Origin of the sequence: Arthrobacter sp. M4, assembly GCF_020251205.1 — a bacterium.
Taxonomy (GTDB): domain Bacteria; phylum Actinomycetota; class Actinomycetes; order Actinomycetales; family Micrococcaceae; genus Arthrobacter.
Window position 1 is genome coordinate 205,786 of record NZ_JAIWYX010000008.1, and the last position, 17,364, is coordinate 223,149.

General features: G+C 63.8%; 16 protein-coding genes. 10 read left to right on the forward strand and 6 right to left on the reverse strand.

Annotation, left to right across the window (positions count from 1 at the left end; genetic code table 11):
- Position 1 precedes the first annotated feature (1 nt).
- The 4 genes from LD110_RS15660 to LD110_RS15675 form a co-directional block, all read right to left on the reverse strand.
- The gene (locus LD110_RS15660; protein ID WP_225499757.1) at positions 2-1,792 is read right to left on the reverse strand and encodes an AMP-binding protein; all 1,791 of its coding nucleotides are present in this window, start codon (positions 1,790-1,792) and stop codon (positions 2-4) included.
- Positions 1,793-1,916: 124 nt separating this feature from the next.
- Entirely contained in the window at positions 1,917-2,996 is a 1,080-nt protein-coding gene (locus tag LD110_RS15665; RefSeq protein WP_225499758.1) for a cation diffusion facilitator family transporter, read from the reverse strand.
- On the reverse strand, positions 2,993-3,397 hold the full coding sequence (locus tag LD110_RS15670) for a metalloregulator ArsR/SmtB family transcription factor (protein WP_225499759.1): 405 nt from the start codon (positions 3,395-3,397) through the stop codon (positions 2,993-2,995). Before LD110_RS15670 ends, LD110_RS15665 begins: the two co-directional genes overlap by 4 nt.
- Positions 3,398-3,465: 68 nt before the next feature.
- A complete protein-coding gene (locus LD110_RS15675) occupies positions 3,466-4,029 on the reverse strand; it encodes a dihydrofolate reductase family protein (protein WP_225499760.1) in 564 nt (187 codons plus the stop codon).
- 127 nt (positions 4,030-4,156) lie between these two features.
- Here LD110_RS15675 and LD110_RS15680 point away from each other — a divergent pair, with 127 nt between their 5' ends.
- Positions 4,157-4,558: a cytochrome c oxidase subunit 4 gene (locus LD110_RS15680; RefSeq protein WP_225499761.1), complete on the forward strand. Its 402-nt coding sequence runs from the start codon at positions 4,157-4,159 to the stop codon at positions 4,556-4,558.
- A 150-nt stretch (positions 4,559-4,708) separates the two neighbouring features.
- On the opposite strand, the gene nadE is transcribed toward LD110_RS15680, so the two are convergent.
- A complete protein-coding gene (gene nadE, locus LD110_RS15685) occupies positions 4,709-5,530 on the reverse strand; it encodes an ammonia-dependent NAD(+) synthetase (RefSeq protein ID WP_225499762.1) in 822 nt (273 codons plus the stop codon).
- 67 nt (positions 5,531-5,597) lie between these two features.
- Complete coding sequence (locus tag LD110_RS15690) at positions 5,598-6,644, reverse strand: LacI family DNA-binding transcriptional regulator (RefSeq protein ID WP_225499763.1); 1,047 nt, start codon at positions 6,642-6,644, stop codon at positions 5,598-5,600.
- Between the two features lie 195 nt (positions 6,645-6,839).
- On the opposite strand from LD110_RS15690, the gene LD110_RS15695 reads away from it, so the two are divergent.
- From LD110_RS15695 to LD110_RS15735, 9 genes are all read left to right on the forward strand, one after another.
- The gene (locus LD110_RS15695; protein ID WP_225499764.1) at positions 6,840-8,198 is read left to right on the forward strand and encodes an ABC transporter substrate-binding protein; all 1,359 of its coding nucleotides are present in this window, start codon (positions 6,840-6,842) and stop codon (positions 8,196-8,198) included.
- A gap of 12 nt (positions 8,199-8,210) precedes the next feature.
- Entirely contained in the window at positions 8,211-9,212 is a 1,002-nt protein-coding gene (locus LD110_RS15700; RefSeq protein ID WP_225499765.1) for a carbohydrate ABC transporter permease, read from the forward strand.
- A gap of 95 nt (positions 9,213-9,307) precedes the next feature.
- Positions 9,308-10,129, forward strand: a complete 822-nt coding sequence (locus LD110_RS15705; protein WP_225499858.1) for a carbohydrate ABC transporter permease — start codon at positions 9,308-9,310, stop codon at positions 10,127-10,129.
- A gap of 2 nt (positions 10,130-10,131) precedes the next feature.
- Positions 10,132-10,980, forward strand: a complete 849-nt coding sequence (locus LD110_RS15710; RefSeq protein WP_225499766.1) for a sugar phosphate isomerase/epimerase — start codon at positions 10,132-10,134, stop codon at positions 10,978-10,980.
- Entirely contained in the window at positions 10,977-12,173 is a 1,197-nt protein-coding gene (locus LD110_RS15715; protein ID WP_225499767.1) for a Gfo/Idh/MocA family protein, read from the forward strand. Before LD110_RS15710 ends, LD110_RS15715 begins: the two co-directional genes overlap by 4 nt.
- Positions 12,170-13,081, forward strand: a complete 912-nt coding sequence (locus LD110_RS15720) for a sugar phosphate isomerase/epimerase (RefSeq protein ID WP_225499768.1) — start codon at positions 12,170-12,172, stop codon at positions 13,079-13,081. The genes LD110_RS15715 and LD110_RS15720 overlap by 4 nt, the downstream gene beginning before the upstream one ends.
- A 438-nt stretch (positions 13,082-13,519) precedes the next feature.
- Complete coding sequence (locus LD110_RS15725) at positions 13,520-14,284, forward strand: DUF429 domain-containing protein (protein ID WP_225499769.1); 765 nt, start codon at positions 13,520-13,522, stop codon at positions 14,282-14,284.
- Between the two features lie 106 nt (positions 14,285-14,390).
- Positions 14,391-15,788, forward strand: coding sequence for a glucuronate isomerase (gene uxaC, locus LD110_RS15730; protein ID WP_225499770.1), 1,398 nt, complete (start codon positions 14,391-14,393; stop codon positions 15,786-15,788).
- On the forward strand, positions 15,785-17,212 hold the full coding sequence (locus LD110_RS15735) for a mannitol dehydrogenase family protein (RefSeq protein ID WP_225499771.1): 1,428 nt from the start codon (positions 15,785-15,787) through the stop codon (positions 17,210-17,212). Before uxaC ends, LD110_RS15735 begins: the two co-directional genes overlap by 4 nt.
- Positions 17,213-17,364: the final 152 nt, after the last annotated feature.

The window sequence follows — 17,364 nt, forward strand, 5'->3', positions numbered from 1 at the left end:
GTCAGTCCTTGCCCTTCCGTCCGGGATTCTCTTGGCCCTTTAGCCCGGGGAAATCCGACTCCGAGTACTCCGTGCCAATCCCCTCCGGCAGGGGATCCGGCCCGTGCCGGACTTCCTCGTGGTGCCGCAGTTCTACTCGCCGGATCTTCCCGGAGATGGTCTTGGGAAGCTCTGCGAATTCCAGCCTTCGGATCCGCTTGAACGGTGCAAGGTGCTCGCGGCAGTAGCGCAGGATCTCCTCAGCGAGTTCCGGACCCGGCTCGTGGCCGCGGGAAAGGACTACAAATGCCTTGGGCACGGACAGCCGCAGCGGATCTGGCGACGGAACCACTGCGGCCTCCGCAACCGCGGGATGCTCGATCAGCACGCTTTCGAGTTCGAACGGCGACAGCCGATAGTCCGAGGATTTGAAGACGTCGTCATCGCGGCCCACATAGGTGATGACGCCGTCGGGGCTCCTGCTGGCCATGTCGCCTGTGTGGTAGTAGCCGCTTCGGAAGGCTTCCTCGCTCCGGGTCCTGTCTCCGTAATAGCCCTTCATCAGCCCCACCGGGCGGGGATCCAAGCGGAGGCACAGTTCGCCGTCGTCGCCCTCTACTCCGGTTGCCGGGTCCAGCAAAACAACGTCGTAGCCCGGCAGCGGGCGGCCCATCGCCCCGGTGACTACGCGCTGCCCGGGCGTGTTGGCCACCTGGACCGTTGTTTCCGTCTGGCCAAAGCCGTCCCGGATGGTCTGTCCCCACGCCCGTTCAACCTGGCCAATCACCTCGGCGTTGAGCGGTTCGCCGGCGGATACCACTTTGGTGGGAGGGGTCTTGAGTTGCGTCAGGTCGGCCTGGATGAGCATTCGCCACACGGTTGGTGGGGCACAGAAGCTTGTGACGCCTTCGCGATCCATCTGGTCCATCAATGCCTTGGCGTCAAAGCGCTGGTAGTTGTAGACGAATACGCACGCTTCCGCGATCCACGGTGCGAACACATTGGACCAGGCGTGCTTGGCCCAACCGGGCGAAGCTACGTTGAGGTGGACATCGCCGGGCTCAAGTCCGATCCAGTACATGGTGGATAGGTGGCCCACTGGATACGAGGTGTGGGTGTGTTCCACCAGTTTGGCCTTTGACGTGGTTCCCGACGTGAAGTACAGCAGCAGCGTCTGGTCGCCCGGCGTCGGACCGTCCGGCGTGAAACGGCTCGGCGCGCCCGACGACGACGAGTAGCTCAGCCTGCCGACCTCGCCGTTTGCGGCCCTGCGGTTCTCCGACCCGCCTGAGGCGGTGCCGGCGTCGTCATCTCCGACGACGATAAGGGTCACCGCCTCGAGCAGCGCATCGAACTTGCCGGCGTTGGCGGTCCCGACGGCGGCCCAGCTCGCTTCGCCGCGTTCCACTCGGTCGGCCAGGTCTGCCGGACCCATAAGCGTGGTGGTGGGGATGAGCACCACTCCGAGCTTGATGCAGGCCAGTACGATTTCCCACAACTCAACCTGGTTGCCCAACATGACGATCATGCGGTCGCCGGGGCGGACCCCTTCGTCAAGGAACCAATTGGCTACTTGCGAGGATCTTTCGGACAGCTCCGCGAAGCTTCGGCGGGTTGCGGTGCCGTCCTCTTCCACGATGACAAGTGCGGGCTTTTGGCCATTGGGGCCCTGGGCCACGTGGTCGAACCAATCGACCGCGAAATTGAATTGCTCCAGCTGTGGCCAACGGAATTCGCTCCGGGCCTGCTGGTAGTCCGTGCGCAACTCCAGGAGCCGGTCACGGGCCGCGCGAAATTCTTCAGTGACAGTCATTGTCTACCTTTCGCCAGCTGTGGATCCGGCCAGCCAAGTGATCCACATCACCCTTGCAATATACTAGGACATCCAAGGGTTTGGAAGCATTGACGAAGGGCCGCAGAAGTACCCGCCCGCGGCGTTAACGGGAAATCGGCATTCGCTTGAGCGGCATCCCGCCGCTGGCCGAGATGGTGATGTCCTCAAGGTTCGGCAGCGCCCGGCGCAACTGATGGCGGGCCTCGCGGCTCACCGCTGCCGCCTCGTCTAGCGAGGAGTCGGGGTCAACAACGACGGCGGCAGTTCCGTGAAGGCGGTGACCGCTCCACCGCAGTTGGAGTCTTTCGATTCCCCGAATGCCCGGAGTGTCCAGAAGTGCGTGCTCTGCGCGGTGGAGCAGTTCCGGTTCGATCCCGTCCATCAGGCGCCTGCCAATGCTTCGGACCGTGCCCCAAAGCAGGGCCATGATGGCCACACTGATCAGGAGCCCAACGATGGGGTCGGCGAGCGGGAAGCCCAGCATTACCCCAGCCGCGCCGATGACCACGGCAAGAGACGTGAATCCATCGGTCCGGGCGTGCACACCATCGGCAACCAGGGCCGCAGAACCAATGCGTCGGCCCACCCTGATCCGGTAGGCCGCCACGGCCTCGTTGCCTGCAAAGCCGATGAGGCCTGCGGCAGCTACCCACCACAAGTTAGCCAGGGGCTGCGGATTGAGCAACCTTTCGATCGACTGCCAGGCTGCGACAACGGCTGAAAGTGCCACCACGGCAATGATGAACAACCCTGCCAGGTCTTCGGCCCTGCCGTAGCCGTAGGTGTACCGCTTCGACGCCGGTCGGCGGCCAAGGATGAAGGCAATCCACAGTGGTACCGCGGTCAGGGCATCGGAGAAGTTGTGCACTGTGTCCGCCAGGAGGGCCACTGAACCGCTGATGAGCACAACGACGAACTGGAGCACGGTGGTGGCGAGCAGCCCGAAGAGGCTGATTTTGACGGCCCGGATTCCTTCCCTGCTTGCCGTCAGTGCGTCGTCGATTGAGTCTGCCGCATCATGCGTGTGGGGGACGAAGAACTCACGCAGCGCTCCCTTCCAGCCCGCGTGGTGGTGGGAGTGGTGGTCGTGCCCATGGGAGTGGTCGTGCCCAAGGGGGTGGTCGTGCCCAAGGGGGTGGGCATCCTCGTGGGTGTGGGTCGCGTGGCCCTGTTTGGAACTCAATTGCTGCCTCCAACCTTCGTCGCCTGGTGGTGCTGGCTTCCCCGGTCCAGGTTGGGGTGATGATGCCGGGGGATGCCGCCCAGCGAGTGCTCGGCCTGGAGGATTGCGTCTGTGACCAACTGGGAAGCGTGCTCATCTGCCAGCCGATAGAAGGCCTTTGTGCCTTCCTGCCGGGCGATCACCATGCGGGCAAGCCGCAGCTTGGCCAAGTGTTGCGATACAGCGGCCGGAGTCTTGTCCACGATCTCCGCAAGATGGTTCACGGATAGTTCGCCGGAATTGCGCAAAGCCAGGATGATGCGCACGCGCGTGGCGTCGGCCAGCATCGAGAAAACTTCAACGGCCAGCTCTACATACTGCGAATCCGGATGTTGTCCGCAAATCTTCTTATCTGCATCCATACGCAGATAATTGCACAGCGTCGCCAAGAATGCTACCTGGCAGAAGACTGACCTGCGGAGGGCCTCGCTCAGCGCCTCGTCTGGTACCTAGTCACGACCACGCCGGCGGGAAACATTCGCGTCTCCACCAGGTCCAGGTTCACCCAAGCGTCCAGCGAGGTGAAGAACGGCGTGCCACCGCCCACCAGGACCGGATGGGTGGCCAGCACGTACTCATCGATTAGCCCGGCCCGCATGGCCGCCTTGGCGAGCGTTGCTCCACCGATGGTCATCGGGCTGCCGTCTTCGGCCTTGAGCCTGGTGATCTCGGCAATCGCGTCGCCGGTGACCAGGCGAGTGTTCCAGTCGACTTTGTCGATCGTCGAGGAGAACACCACCTTGGGCGTTTCCCGCCAGTTCCGCGCGAACTCGATCTCCGCCGCGGTGGCGTTAGGCTGCTGGTCGCCGGTCGGCCAGTAGGAGCTCATTGTCTCCCACAGCTTGCGCCCGTACAGCGACAGGCCGCTCGCCTGCTCCTGGTCGAGCCACCACTGGAACAGTTCGTCACTCGGCGCGCTCCAGCCGATATCGTCGCCGGCCGCGGCGATGTATCCGTCCAGTGTCAGGTTCATGGCGTAGATCAGTTTCCGCATGGCGCCAACCTTCCGTCAATCGATCTCCAGCGTATCCAAAGTCTCTTTCATTCGGCGGGGTTGAGGATCAAAGTTGTCTTAGCGGAACTGAAGAGAACCCCGCACAAACCGCCACCGAGGAGGCGCGATGAGAGTCGAATCCTGGTTTTTTGGAGGGCTGTCCCTATTCTTCCTTCCCATCGCCGTGGTCTATGGACTGTTGACCGGATGGAGGGAGCCTGTAGGTGTGGTGGGCGTCCTCCTGGTTGGCGCGCTGGCAGGGATGATCGGGCTTTACCTCGGATACACGGGCCGCAGGATTGGTACGCGTCCTGAAGACCGCAAGGACGCCGAAATCCATGAGGGAGCCGGGGAGCAAGGACACTTCAGCCCCTGGAGCTGGTGGCCGTTCTCGCTAGGCCTCGCAGCAGCAGGAGGATTCCTTGGCCTGGCAATCGGGTTCTGGATCCTCTTCTTCAGCGCGGGCTTCGCCCTGGTTGCGCTCATCGGCTGGGTCTACGAGTACAGCCGAGGCGACCACGCCCACTAGCGTGGGAACCTCAGCTCGTCACACCGACGCGTCACGCGAGAATTCCCCAACTTTGAACCGCCGACGCCGGAACGCGTCGGCGATTCTGGCTGACACGCCGCTGTGGCAGCCCAAAGTCGGGGAAAATCAGCAAGCCAAAAGCTGTTAGGCCTACTTCCACCAGGTATCGAAGATGGTGACCGGGACGGCGCGCTTGTGGCGCGTGCGGAGGTACTTGTCTTCGATCAGGGTGGCGACGCCCTCCGGCACTTCGCGGCCTTCAAGGTAGTCGTCGATCTGGTCGTACGTGAGGCCGAGTTCGTCCTCATCGGTCCGGCCAGGGCTGCCGTCCAGCAGGTCCGCCGTCGGGACCTTTTCCCAAATACGGGCAGGTGCGCCGAGTTCGGCGAGCAGTTCACGGTTTTGGCGCTTGTTGAGGCCGAACAGCGGCAGGATGTCGGCACCGCCGTCGCCATACTTGGTGAAGAAACCCGTGACAGATTCGGCGCCGTGGTCGGTGCCGATGACCAGGTAGTTGTGTTCGCCCGCCAAGGCGTACTGGGCAACCATTCGTGCGCGGGCCTTCGTGTTGCCTTTGTGGAAGTCGGAGATTTCCGAGCCCGTGGTCTTCTCGAACTCTTCCTCAAAGCCGTCAACGGCCCGGGAGATGTTGAACGTCCATTCGGTGGTGGCCTTGATGAAGTCCATGGCGGCCTGGGCGTCGTCTTCATCGTGCTGCACGCCGTAGGGCAGGCGGCAGGCAACGAAGGTGGCGTCGACGCCCTCGGCTCGGAGCTCTTCGGCGGCCAGTTGGGCCAGCCGACCTGCCAGCGAGGAGTCCAGACCTCCGGAAATGCCCAGGACGAAGCCCTTGGTGCCCGTTGCCTTGAGGTATTCCTTCAGGAAAGTAACGCGCTTGCGCACCTCCTCGGCGGGGTTGATTCGGGGCTGGACGCCCATTTCCTCAATGATCTTGGCCTGGAGTTCGCGCATGTGCCCAGCGTAGTCAGCCGCCTTGGCAACACTCAACTGTGTCGATGGCCACATGGAGTGGCCGGAGTCAGAGCGGGGCAGGTCCCGTCGAGGAGCGCACTGTGAGGTGCGTTGGCATGACTGCCAGCCGACGGTTGGTGGCACCCTGCAGCGGGTTCAGCTGGGAAAGGAGCATGGACACTGCCACGCGGCCCGCTTGTTCGATGGGCGAAGCGATGGTGGTGAGCGGGGGATTGCAGAAGTCCGCCCCAAAGATGTCGTCGCATCCCACAATGCTCATGTCCTCCGGAACTCGGATTCCCCGTTCCCGGAGTCGTTGCAACATGCCAATCGCCAGCAGGTCGTTGAACACAATGCATGCAGTCGCTCCCGTGCGGGCCGCGGCGTCCGCGGCGGCGGCGCCCGACGTCGTTTTCGGTGCGAAAGGACCTACCCGGGAGGTAATGATTCCACGTTCCCGGGACTCCTCCTCGAAGGTCTTCCAGCGCTTGGCGTTGGACCACGACGTCGGCGGTCCGGAGACGTAGCAGATTTTCGAATGTCCCAGCGATGTTAGGTGCTCCAGGGCCTGAACTACGGCGCCCGGCGTGTCGATCACCACGGTAGGCGCATTGGCGGAAGCACGGTTGATAGTCACGATGGCCTGTGAGCCTGCCGCTTCCGCGAGTTGTGCGTCCGTGAGGCGGGACGCTGCCAGGATGTAACCGTCCACCGATCGGCGCATCTTGCTGAGGGTGTCCTGTTCCATTTCCGAGGATTCCTCAGTGTCCACCAGGAGCTGGGTGTAGCCGGCGGCCTTCAGCTGATGCTGCGTCCCGCGGATGATGTCGAAATAGAAGGGGTTGGTAACGTCGGGTACAAGGACGGCAATTGCGAGGGTGCGTCCCGAACTGAGGCTCCGGGCTTGGGAACTCGGAATGTAGTTGAGTTCCGCCGCCACCTGTTGGATGCGTTCCCGCGTGACCCGGTTGACCCTGTCCGGGTTGGAGAGGGCACGAGACACCGTGGACGTGGCAACTCCTGCTCTCTCGGCGACGTCCTTGATGGTGGGCGCTCGGTCGGGAGCCTCGGCGGGCCGGCCGGTGCTTAGGGAGTTCGACGTCAGTTCAGCCATCGTTAGGTGCCCTCCTGGGTCTCCGCCGCAAACACCACGATGGGTTGCGGGGCTTGTTATCAGACTCATTGGAGCACCTTTGGCAATTTTTGGCAATCGCTTGCCGAACGTGTTTCCACGATTCTAGACTCGACGTCAGGCCCATGTGACGCACGCCACGACCGGTGGGTGATTGGGCAACCAAGGAGGAAAACAATGAGGTTTGCATCGTCAGCCAGGCTTGCCGCGGTGGTCGCGGCCGCTGCCTTGGCTTTGACCGCCTGCGGCAGCGGAAGCTCTGACTCCGGCAGCACTGGAGGTGCCGTTGATGGCAAGGGCAAGAAGCTGAGCGTCCTGACCGGCGTCAACGCCCAATACTCGGCGCAGCAGAAGCAGTGGTTCACGGATATCGCCGCCAAGTTCAAGGCGCAGACCGGCGCCGACGTCGAATTCGAAACTTTCGCCTCGGCCAATGACGAGCTGACGCGCATCCAGACCTCGGTGGTATCCGGCCAAGGCCCCGACGTCTACAGCCTGGGCACCACGTTCACCCCCACGGCTTATGCCACCAAGGCCTTTGTCACTCTCTCAGATGACGACTGGAAGAAGGTTGGCGGCAAGGACCGCTTCAACCCCGCAGCCCTGGGTATCTCTGGACCGGATGAGCAGCACCAGGCCGGCATTCCCTTTGTGAGCCGCCCGTTCGTTATGGCGTACAACAAGGAACTGCTCGCTGCGGCTGGCATCGACAAGCCAGCCACCTCGTGGGACGAGTTGGCGGTCCAGGCCAAGAAGCTCACCAACCCGGCCACCGGCACTTTCGGCCTGGCTACGGGCTACAAGGACAACTTCGATCCGTGGAAGTTCATCTGGGCCATGTCCGTCCAGGCCGGCAACCCGCTGGTGGACGGCAAGAACCTCAAGCTTGACGACCCCGCCGTCAAGAAGGCCTACGAGACCTACTTCGGCTGGCTCACCAAGGACAAGGTGGTTGATCCTGCCTCCGTCGGTTGGAGCAACAGCAACGCAGTCGCGGCTTTCGCCGCTGGCAAGGCCGGCTTCCTCTTGATGACAACGTCGAGCTCAATCCCGACATTGGAGAAGTCAGCTATCGTCGGCAAGTATGCGTACACCACCATGCCCACCACGGCACCGGGTGAGTCGTCACCGAAGGGCGACGGCGACAAAGCCGCCAGCATCCTCTCCGGGGACAACGTTGTGGTGGCCGACTACTCCAAGCAGAAGGACCTTGCCTTCGCGTACATCAAGCTGATCACTTCCAAGGAAGAGCAGCTGAACTACCAGAAGATCTTCGGTGACCTGCCTGCCAACAACGAGGCATTGAAGTCCCTGGAGGATCCCAAGCTGAAGCCCATTGCCGACGCTGCCGCGAAGTCCAAGGCTACTCCGTTCACCGGAGCCTGGGGTGACATCCAGCTGGCCCTGCTGAACGTGACCGTCCAGTCGATTCCGGAGCTCTCCAGCGGCTCGGTTTCCGACTCGGCACTCCAGGCCCGCCTCAAGGACGCTCAGTCCAAGGCGCAGGCCTCACTCGACCGGGCGTCCAAGTCCTAGATGGGAACCCTCATGTCCACTGATTCCTTCAGGGAAGCACGGACAGCCGACGTCCCGGCTGCGGGAGCACCGCAGCCGGGCGGCGGGTCCGTACCGCCAAGCGGCCGCAGCGTCCGTCGCAAGGGGCTGAGCGAGCGCAACCGCCCGCTGTGGATGCTGATCCCTGGCGGCGCGCTGATGCTGATCATCATCGTGGCGCCGATGCTCCTGGGCATCTACATGTCGGTCCTGAACCTGGACCAGTACACGCTCCGCAAATGGGTCAGCTCGCCGTTCGTCGGCTTGGAAAACTTCGTTGAGGCACTCACCGATTCGCCGCTGCTTCACGCAGTCTGGCTGAGCGTCAGCTACTCCCTGATCGCCATGATCGTCACCGTGCCCCTTGGCATCGCGGCAGCGGTGGCTACACAGAACGCCTTCAAGGGACGGGCGCTAATCCGCTCCGTCTTCCTGATTCCCTACGTGCTGCCGTCCTTCGTCGTGGCAACCGTGTGGCGGACGATGTTCCAGCCGAACGGTGTTGTTGACTCCGCACTGGGCACCTTTGGCATCGACCCGGGCCTGTGGCTCAACGGTCCGCAAACATACTGGACACTGATCCTGGTCCAAATCTGGGCGTCCTGGCCTTTCATCTACCTCCTGGCACTGTCCGGCCTTCAATCGGTTGACCATGAAGTTCACGAAGCCTCGGCACTGGACGGTGCCCTCTGGTGGAACAAGCTGCGGTACGTGATCTTCCCGTACCTCAAGGGCCCGCTGTCCCTGGCGTTCCTGATCGGCATGCTGCACCACATCAACAACTTCACGTTGCCATTCGTCCTCTTCGGCGTTCCCGCCCCCGCCGACGTCGAGGTCCTGCCGATCCTCACCTACGTCACCAGCTTCCAGAGCTTCCGCTTCGGCCTGAGCGCTGCAATGGCCTTCGTGTCGCTGGTGCTGGTGGCCATCCCGCTGTTCATCTACCTGCGCGCCGTCAAGCTCGACGACGCCGAGACCCCCGGAGGCAAGAAGTGACTGCCACCGCCACCGCTGCCCGCAGCGGCTCCGAACAAGAGCTCCGCCCAGGTTCCAAGCGCCAGCACGAAGTCACGCGGCTCCTGCCCAAACCAATGCTGGCCATCATCCTCGGCTTCCTGTGCGCCCTGGTGCTGATTCCCGTGGCCTACATCTTCCTGGCCTCGGTCAATTCCGATATCGGGGTGGCCCGCGGTGAATTCCTTCCCTCCAGCTTCTCCATGGAGAACTACTCCAAGATCTGGACCAGCGTCGGCCTGGCCACCGGCCTCACCAACAGTGTCCTCGTAGCAGGAACTACGGCAATTGTGTCCGCCGCGATGTCCGTGGCCACCGCGTACGTCCTGGTCCGCTACCAATTCCGCGGCCGCCTCAGCATCCTGCGCGGCCTTTTGGCCCTGCAGTCCGTGCCCGGCACGCTGATGGTCCTGCCTGTGTTCGTGCTGTTTTCCTCGGCTGCCAGCTACCTCGGCATCCAAGTCATCGGCACGCAGTGGGGCCTGTTCATCACCTACCTGACGTTCGCCCTGCCGTTCTCCACCTGGGTCATGGTCACCTATTTGCGGGGCCTGCCAAAGGAACTCGAAGAGGCGGCGCGGATCGACGGCGCCAGCAACGTCGGCGTCCTGACCCGCATCATCCTGCCGCTTAGCTGGCCGGGAATCGTGGTCTCCGCCATCTTCGCGTTCCTGCTCGGTTGGAACGACGTGCTGTTCGCCTCGGTGATGACCCGCCCCGAAAGCCAGACTGCCGCCGTCGCACTCCAAATCTTTGGTGCGTCCCAGGAAGGCGGTGCCATCCCGCTCTACGGCCAGATGATGGCCGCGTCCCTGGTGTGCGCAGCACCCGTTGTCATCCTGTACCTGATTTTCCAGCGTTACCTAGTGGGCGGCCTGACCGCCGGAGGAGTGAAGTAACAATGACAGTCCCGTCACACGTCGAGTGGGAGCTCTCAGGCTTTGGCGACGAGATCGACGACGACCCGGCCATCCAGATCGCAGTGCTGCAGGCGCTCGGCGCCAACCACATCGAGGTCCGCAGTGCCTGGGGAACCAACATCGTAGACCTCGACGCAGACCAGCTGGCGCGCCTGAAGTCGCTGCTGGACGGTGTCGGGATGAAGGTTTCCGCCATCGCTTCCCCCATCGGCAAGGTGGACGTATCCCTTCCCGTGGAACACGAGGTGGAACGCCTGCGCCGGGCAGCCAACGCGGCGCACGTACTCAACGCCCGCTTCATCCGCATCTTCTCCTTCTACTACGGCGAAGGCGTCGCGGTGGACAGCATTCGTGACGACGTCATGGAGCGTATGCGCGCCCTCGCCTCCGTGGCTGAGGAAGAAGGCGTCATCCTGTTGCACGAAAACGAAAAGGACATTTTCGGCGATGTGCCGGACCGCGTCCTGGACATCATCGAGACGGTGAATTCGCCGGCACTCAAGGTTGCCTGGGACCCGGCCAACTTTGTCCAGGTGGGCGTCAAGCCCTTCGACGAGGGCTATGCCAAGCTCCGTCCGCACTTGGAGTACCTCCAGGTCAAGGACGCGCTCTTCTCCGATGGTTCCGTTGTACCGGCCGGTGAAGGCGACGGCGACGTCCTGCGCACCGTTGAGGCGCTGAAGGAAGACGGCTACGTAGGGTTCGCCAGCTTGGAACCGCACCTGACCGGTGCCTTTGGGCTCGGTGGATTCTCCGGACCAAAGGCGTTCGGCGTCGCAGCCCGGGCATTTGCCAAAGTTGTCAAGGAAGCAGGGGTTTCAACCAAGTGAGCACCTCAGAAAACACCGCAAGCGCGGCGCTTAACGTTGCCATCGCCGGATGCGGCGTGATCGGACGCACGCACGCCGCTTCCGTCCTGGAACTACCCGAATTGCACGTGACAGCCCTGGTTGACGAGATTCCGGAGGCAGCCGAGTCCCTCGCCCAATGGATCGAGGAGAACGGCGCAGACCGTCCCGCCCAGTTCCGCACCCTGTCGGAGGCTTTCGCGGGTGCCGCCGTCGACGTCGTCATCATCGCCACGCCCAGCGGCCTGCACATCCAGCAGGCCCTGGAAGTGCTCGACGCCGGCAAGCACGTTGTGATCGAAAAGCCGCTTGACGTGAACCTCAACCGCGCGGACGAGATTCTCGCTGCCGCAAAGGCCGCCGCAGCCAAGGGCCAGGTGGCCAGCGTCATCAGCCAGCACCGCTTCGACCCGGCCAGCCTGGCGGTCGACGAAGCAAAGCGGCAGGGCCGCTTTGGCCGCCTCACGTCCGCCATCGCGTCGGTCAGCTGGTGGCGGAGCCAGGGCTACTACGACTCGGGCGCCTGGCGCGGCACCTGGGCCATGGACGGTGGCGGCGCCGTGATGAACCAGGGCGTGCACACCGTGGACCTGCTGCTGTGGTTCCTTGGCCGGCCTGTGGAAATCAGCGCCAAGACCGCCCTGCTTGCCCATGAGGGCGTTGAGGTTGAGGACACTGCCGTCGCCACAGTGACCTTCGAGTCCGGTGCGCTCGCCGTTCTGCATGCGACGACGGCGGCCTACCCGGGCCTGACCGTCCGGCTTCAGGTGATGGGCAGCAAGGGTTCGGCCGTAATCGACAATGACAAGCTTGAGTACTTCCATGCCGCCGACGCCGCGGGCGGCACCGAAAGCGCGATGGGCCTGATGGGTGGTGGCAACCAGGCAGAGGCTGAGCTGGCCCGGTTCCCCGAAGAGTCCCCCACCACCCTGGACCCCACCGTTTACCCGGCCGGCCACGTCCGGCAATACCGCGACATTGTTGACGCCATCCGTTCGGGCCGACCCGCGGGCGTCACTGTCCAGGACGCCGTCACTGCGCTCGCAACGGTCCGCGCCCTGTATGTTTCGGCGACGCTGGGCAAGCCTGTGTTGATCGACGACGTCCTGGCAGGCAAGTACAACGATGTCCAGGTCCGTACCGGAGGCAACCACCTCGAGCAGGTGACGGCGTGAAGTTCTCTGTCTTTACGGCGTCGACCCCTGAATGGACGCCCGCTGAAGCCGCTGCGCAGCTGGCCGCCCAAGGTTGGGACGGCATCGAGTGGCGCGTCACGGACCAGATGGAGTCTGCGGAGCCCGGCTTCTGGGCAGGCAACCGTGCCACCTGGCCGCTGACCGGCCTGGAAGACTCAATTCCGGAGATCGCTCGGATCACCTCCGGGGCAGGCCTGGAGTTCTCCGGCCTTGGCGGGTACGCCCGCTGCGACAACCACGACGACGTCGATCGCGTTTTGGCCGCGACGGCCGCCCTGGGTGCGCGGCAGGTTCGCGTGAACGTTCTGCCACTGGGCAATTCGACCATGGGTGGCGGCGAACCAAGCGGGCTGTCCTACCCCGAGTTGTTCTCAGCGACGCGCGAGCACTATGAGTGGGTGGCTTCCCGCGCGGCTCACCATGGCGTCAAGGCGCTTGTGGAACTGCACCACGGAACCATCACGGCATCGGCGTCCTCGGCGCGGCGCCTGTTGGAGGGCTTCGACCCGAAGCACGTTGGTGTCATCCATGATCTTGGGAACCTCGTGATTGAGGGCTGGGAATCACCCTTGCCGGCCCTCCAGCTCCTTGGACCGTACCTGGCGCATGTCCACGTCAAGAACGCCCGCTGGGTTCGGCGTCCTGAGCCCGATGAAGCTGGCGGCGCGGTGTGGGTCAACGAATGGGCACCGCTCGCTGAGGGACAGGGGAGTGTCCTGGAATACTTCCGCGCGCTGGCCGAGGTTGGCTACGACGAGTGGGTCACCGTTGAGGACTTCTCTACCGACGTCCCGCTGGCCGAGCGGACTGCCGGGAACCTCGCGTACCTGCGGCGGGTCGCTGAGTTGGCCGGTATTTCGGTTGGGGCTGGTGCCGGGGCGGCTTAGCCCGCCTCCGAATCGCCTCCGAATCCTTCGCTGACGCTTCTGCCCGGTTGCTAAGCAGCGATCTCCCAGAATCCGGCGTGTTCCTCGCGACACGCCGGATTCTTGCTGTCCGAGTCGGCAGTGACCGGGCTGGAGCGTGGCAGGGCAGCGCCTGGCCTTGGAGTTTCGGCTAGCGGGGCTTGTAGACGTCGGATCGATGCTCAATGCGGTGGACGAATAGGATGTGTTCTTCGACATCCAGGGGCGTTTCCCATGCAGAAACCTAGCCGTCGGCCGCTCATGTCATTGTCCGGACCAAGAGAGTTCTCATTTCCCTCATCGAACCTGTCAGCATTCGGATCAGGGACGCTCGTCCAATCGGAACTATGCAGCTCCCGCGTCCAGACGCCTGACTGGACCGTTTGACCACCAGCCACAAGCCGTCGTTAGAGTGTCAGCGTGAGGACTCTGGGTGTCGACCTGGCAGCGGATCCGAAGAGGACCGCAGCGGCTGTCATCGAGTGGCTGGATGGTGCCGCCCGGCTTGTCCATTTGTCCCTGGGCGTCACTGACGGTGAAATCGTAGACCTGTTCGCAGAAACGGACTTGACCGGTATCGATTGCCCGCTCGGATGGCCCAGGGCCTTCTTAACGTTCCTTCAGGGTCATGCCGTAGCGGATCCGGCGGCGCTGCTAAGGCACGACGGACTTGCGGGGCGCCGGGAACTCGTTTATCGAGTCACCGACTTATTTGTCATGGCGCGAACCGGCCTTATCCCGCTGAGCGTCTCCGCGGATCGTCTCGCCCATCCGGCCATGCGCTGCGCGGTCATCCAAGCCAAGATTGCCCAGCGGTGGGGAGCACAGAGCAGGGACGGCTCGGACCGCCTGGCTGAGGTCTATCCGGCCGCCTCGCTCAAGGTATGGGGCATGCCGCCTCGGAGGTACAAAGGCGCGGCAGCATCAGAAACGGCCCAACGCGTGAGCATCCTCCGCAAGCTTGCAGAAACGGCTCCCTGGCTCAATCTCCTCGAGCATCAGGACCGGCTGATCGCTTCGGACGACATGCTCGACGCAGTTGTCGCATCATTGACGGCCCGCGCGGCCGCCCTCCACGCTACCCTGCCGCCGGATCCGGAACACCGGGGTGAAGCCCGGGAAGAAGGCTGGATGCACGTGCCAACAGGTTCGCTGACGGAGCTGATAAAGCCGCAACCGCTCTAGGCTGCGGAGGCCCTCCACCGCACTCCCGTTTTCCACGCGTGGCAACGCCATGGCAAGTTTTGGCAACCGGTTGACAAGCGGTTGCCGCGATCAAGAAAATTGATCCATGTCACAGTCGATCGCCGCCCACCCCGACCGGCTCCTGCCCGCTGATCCCGGAACGCGCAGCATCGCGCGCTCCCTGCTGGAGCGCGTCCAGGACCTTCCGATTCTGTCCCCGCACGGTCACGTTGATGCCGCAGTCATTGAGCACAACACGCCGTTCCCTGATCCGGCGGCGCTCCTGGTCACCCCGGACCACTACGTCACCCGCCTGATCCATGCCTCGGGCGTCCCCATGGACAGGCTTCGGCCGGAAAATGCCACCCCGCGGGAGATCTGGCGGACCTTCTGTGAGGCCTGGCCGCTTTTCGACGGCACCGCCTCCGGCTACTGGCTCCGTACACAGTTCGACGGCGTTTTTGGCCTCCAGCAGGAACTGGGCCCGGAAACGGCGGACTCAAGCTTTGACGCAATCTCGGCCCGCCTGTCCGAGCCGGGTTTCCGCCCCCGCGAACTCTTCAAGGACTTCAATATCGAGGTGCTTGCCACCACGGACGATCCCTTGGACAGCCTGTCCAGCCACCACGCGATCGCAAACGATGCAGCCTTCCACGGGCGCGTCCTGCCCACTTTCCGGCCGGACGCCTACATCAACATCGCCAACCCCGCCTGGGCCAGCAACGTTGAGCGCCTGATCGAGTCGGCCGGAGACGGAGCCACCGGCTACCGCGGTTACATCACCGCTCTGGAAAACCGTCGCCGCTACTTCGTGGAGCACGGCGCCGTGTCCGCGGACCACGGCGTACGCACTCCATTGACGCTCAAGCTGGACGAGGCCGAGGCCCAGCGCCTCTTCGAGCACGCCCTCAGCGGCAACGCCACGCCTCAGGACCGGGACGTCTTCGAAGCCCACATGATGTACCAAATGGCCCGCATGTCCGTGGCGGACGGCTTGGTCATGACGATCCACCCGGGTTCGTTCCGGAACCACCACGAGCCCACGTTCAAGGCCTTCGGCGCAGACACCGGCCACGACATCCCGTTCGCCGTCAATTACACCGAAGCCATCCGGCCCTTGCTGCAGGACTTTGGCACGGCCAAGGACTTCCACCTGGTCCTCTTCACCTTGGATGAGACGGTGTTCTCCCGCGAACTTGCCCCGCTGGCCGGCTTCTATCCCTCGGTGTACCTCGGCGCACCATGGTGGTTCCTCGACGCACCGGATGCCATGCTCCGCTTCCGCTCGGCCGTCACGGAAACTGCCGGGTTCTCGCGCTCGTCCGGCTTCATCGACGACACCCGCGCATTCTGTTCCATCCCTGCCCGCCACGACGCATCCCGCCGAATCGAAGCCTCATTCCTGGCCCGCCTGGTTGCCGAACACAGGATCAGCGAGGAGCGCGCCCACGAGTTGATCGTGGACATCGTGGACTCCGCGCCGCGGCGGGTGTTCAAGCTATGAGCTCGGCCGTACATCAGAATGGTGCGAACCTCCGGACGGCTACGCTGCCGCGGCTTGGCAGCTCCCAGCGGACGGCTCCCAAGCCCCCGGTCCGCATTGTCCACCTCGGCCTCGGCGCCTTCCACCGCTCCCACCAGGCCTGGTATACGCAGCATGCGGGCGACGCGGCCGAGTGGGGTATTGCCGCGTTCACAGGCCGCCGGCCGGACGCCGCCGTTGCGTTGGCGGAGCAGGACGGCCTGTACACCGTCGTCGAACGCTCCGACTCAGGCGACACCTTTGAGCTGATCACCAGCATCGTCGAGGCAGTGGACGGCGCCGACGTCGGCCGGCTCGCCGAACTGCTCGCCGCGCCCGCCACTGCCGTCGTTACCTTGACCATCACGGAGGCCGGATACGGCCTCGGCCGCGACGGCGAACTGGACACCTCGGCACCGGCCGTCGCCAGTGACATCGCGGAGTTGGGAAAGCCCGACGTCGGCACACCCTCCACGCCGCTGGGTCGCCTCGTCTTGGGGCTGGCAGCCCGACGGTCCGCAGGAAACGGGCCAATCGCCGTCGTCTGTTGTGACAACCTGGCCGACAACGGCGCGGTGGCGCGGCGGGCGGTGCTGGGGATGGCTCACGCCGTCGACGCAGGCTTGGCCGACTGGATCGGCGCGAACGCCAGCTTCGTCAGCACCTCGGTTGACCGGATCACTCCGCGAACCACGCCTTCCGACGTCGATGCCGTATCAGCCGCGTGTGGCTACCTTGACGAATCGCCCGTGGTGACCGAACCCTTCCGCAACTGGGTCCTGAGTGGCGACTTTCCCGCCGGTCGGCCGCAATGGGAAGATGCCGGGGCAATGTTCGTGGCGGAGATCGAGCCGTACGAAAACCGGAAGCTCTGGCTTCTCAATGGCGCGCATTCCCTGCTGGCTTATGCCGGGCGGCTTCGTGGGCACGCCACCGTGGCCGAGGCTCTTGCGGACACGAAATGCCGTGCCGCCGTGGAGGCCTTTTGGGACGAGGCGGCGGAGCACCTCACAACCCCCGGTTTGGACATTCCCGCATACCGGGCGGCGCTGCTGGAGCGGTTCGGTAATTCTAGGATCGCCCATCATTTGTCACAGATTGCCATGGACGGCAGCACCAAGCTCAGGCTGCGGGCTCTTCCGGTCCTGCAAGCTGAGCGGGCCGCCGGGCGAACGGGTGAGGGAGCGGCGCGAATGATCGCCGCCTGGATGGACTATGTCTCAGCCACTGTTGCAGCGTCGGAAGAATTGGCCGATCCACTTGCTGACGAGGCCGCCCGCACGGCGGCTCTGCCGGTATCTGAGCGCGTGCCGGGCTTGTTGCGGCTCCTGGATCCACAGTTGGCCGATGACATGGGCGTGACGTCGCTGGTGGTGGGCCTGCTGGGCACTTTCACTGATCGCTAGTTTGCGGGCCTGGTCCACATGAAGGACCAGGCCCCGCTTCCTTAAGGTGCGGGAACCGACGATTGGAAATCTCTGGATGGCAAGTTTTGGCAACCGATTGCCGCATCGTTGCCAGCATGTCTACACTGGCATCAGATTCACCCCGTGGACTG

What these genes read in the sequence shown, in the direction of transcription:
- LD110_RS15690 (WP_225499763.1), bottom strand. Translation starts at nt 6,644, where the DNA reads ATGGCTGAACTGACGTCGAACTCCCTAAGCACCGGCCGGCCCGCCGAG.
- LD110_RS15680 (WP_225499761.1), top strand. Translation starts at nt 4,157, where the DNA reads ATGAGAGTCGAATCCTGGTTTTTTGGAGGGCTGTCCCTATTCTTCCTT.
- LD110_RS15705 (WP_225499858.1), top strand. Translation starts at nt 9,308, where the DNA reads ATGCTGGCCATCATCCTCGGCTTCCTGTGCGCCCTGGTGCTGATTCCC.
- nadE (WP_225499762.1), bottom strand. Translation starts at nt 5,530, where the DNA reads ATGCGCGAACTCCAGGCCAAGATCATTGAGGAAATGGGCGTCCAGCCC.
- LD110_RS15695 (WP_225499764.1), top strand. Translation starts at nt 6,840, where the DNA reads ATGAGGTTTGCATCGTCAGCCAGGCTTGCCGCGGTGGTCGCGGCCGCT.
- LD110_RS15710 (WP_225499766.1), top strand. Translation starts at nt 10,132, where the DNA reads ATGACAGTCCCGTCACACGTCGAGTGGGAGCTCTCAGGCTTTGGCGAC.
- LD110_RS15675 (WP_225499760.1), bottom strand. Translation starts at nt 4,029, where the DNA reads ATGCGGAAACTGATCTACGCCATGAACCTGACACTGGACGGATACATC.
- LD110_RS15660 (WP_225499757.1), bottom strand. Translation starts at nt 1,792, where the DNA reads ATGACTGTCACTGAAGAATTTCGCGCGGCCCGTGACCGGCTCCTGGAG.
- LD110_RS15700 (WP_225499765.1), top strand. Translation starts at nt 8,211, where the DNA reads ATGTCCACTGATTCCTTCAGGGAAGCACGGACAGCCGACGTCCCGGCT.
- LD110_RS15670 (WP_225499759.1), bottom strand. Translation starts at nt 3,397, where the DNA reads ATGGATGCAGATAAGAAGATTTGCGGACAACATCCGGATTCGCAGTAT.
- LD110_RS15735 (WP_225499771.1), top strand. Translation starts at nt 15,785, where the DNA reads ATGAGCTCGGCCGTACATCAGAATGGTGCGAACCTCCGGACGGCTACG.
- uxaC (WP_225499770.1), top strand. Translation starts at nt 14,391, where the DNA reads ATGTCACAGTCGATCGCCGCCCACCCCGACCGGCTCCTGCCCGCTGAT.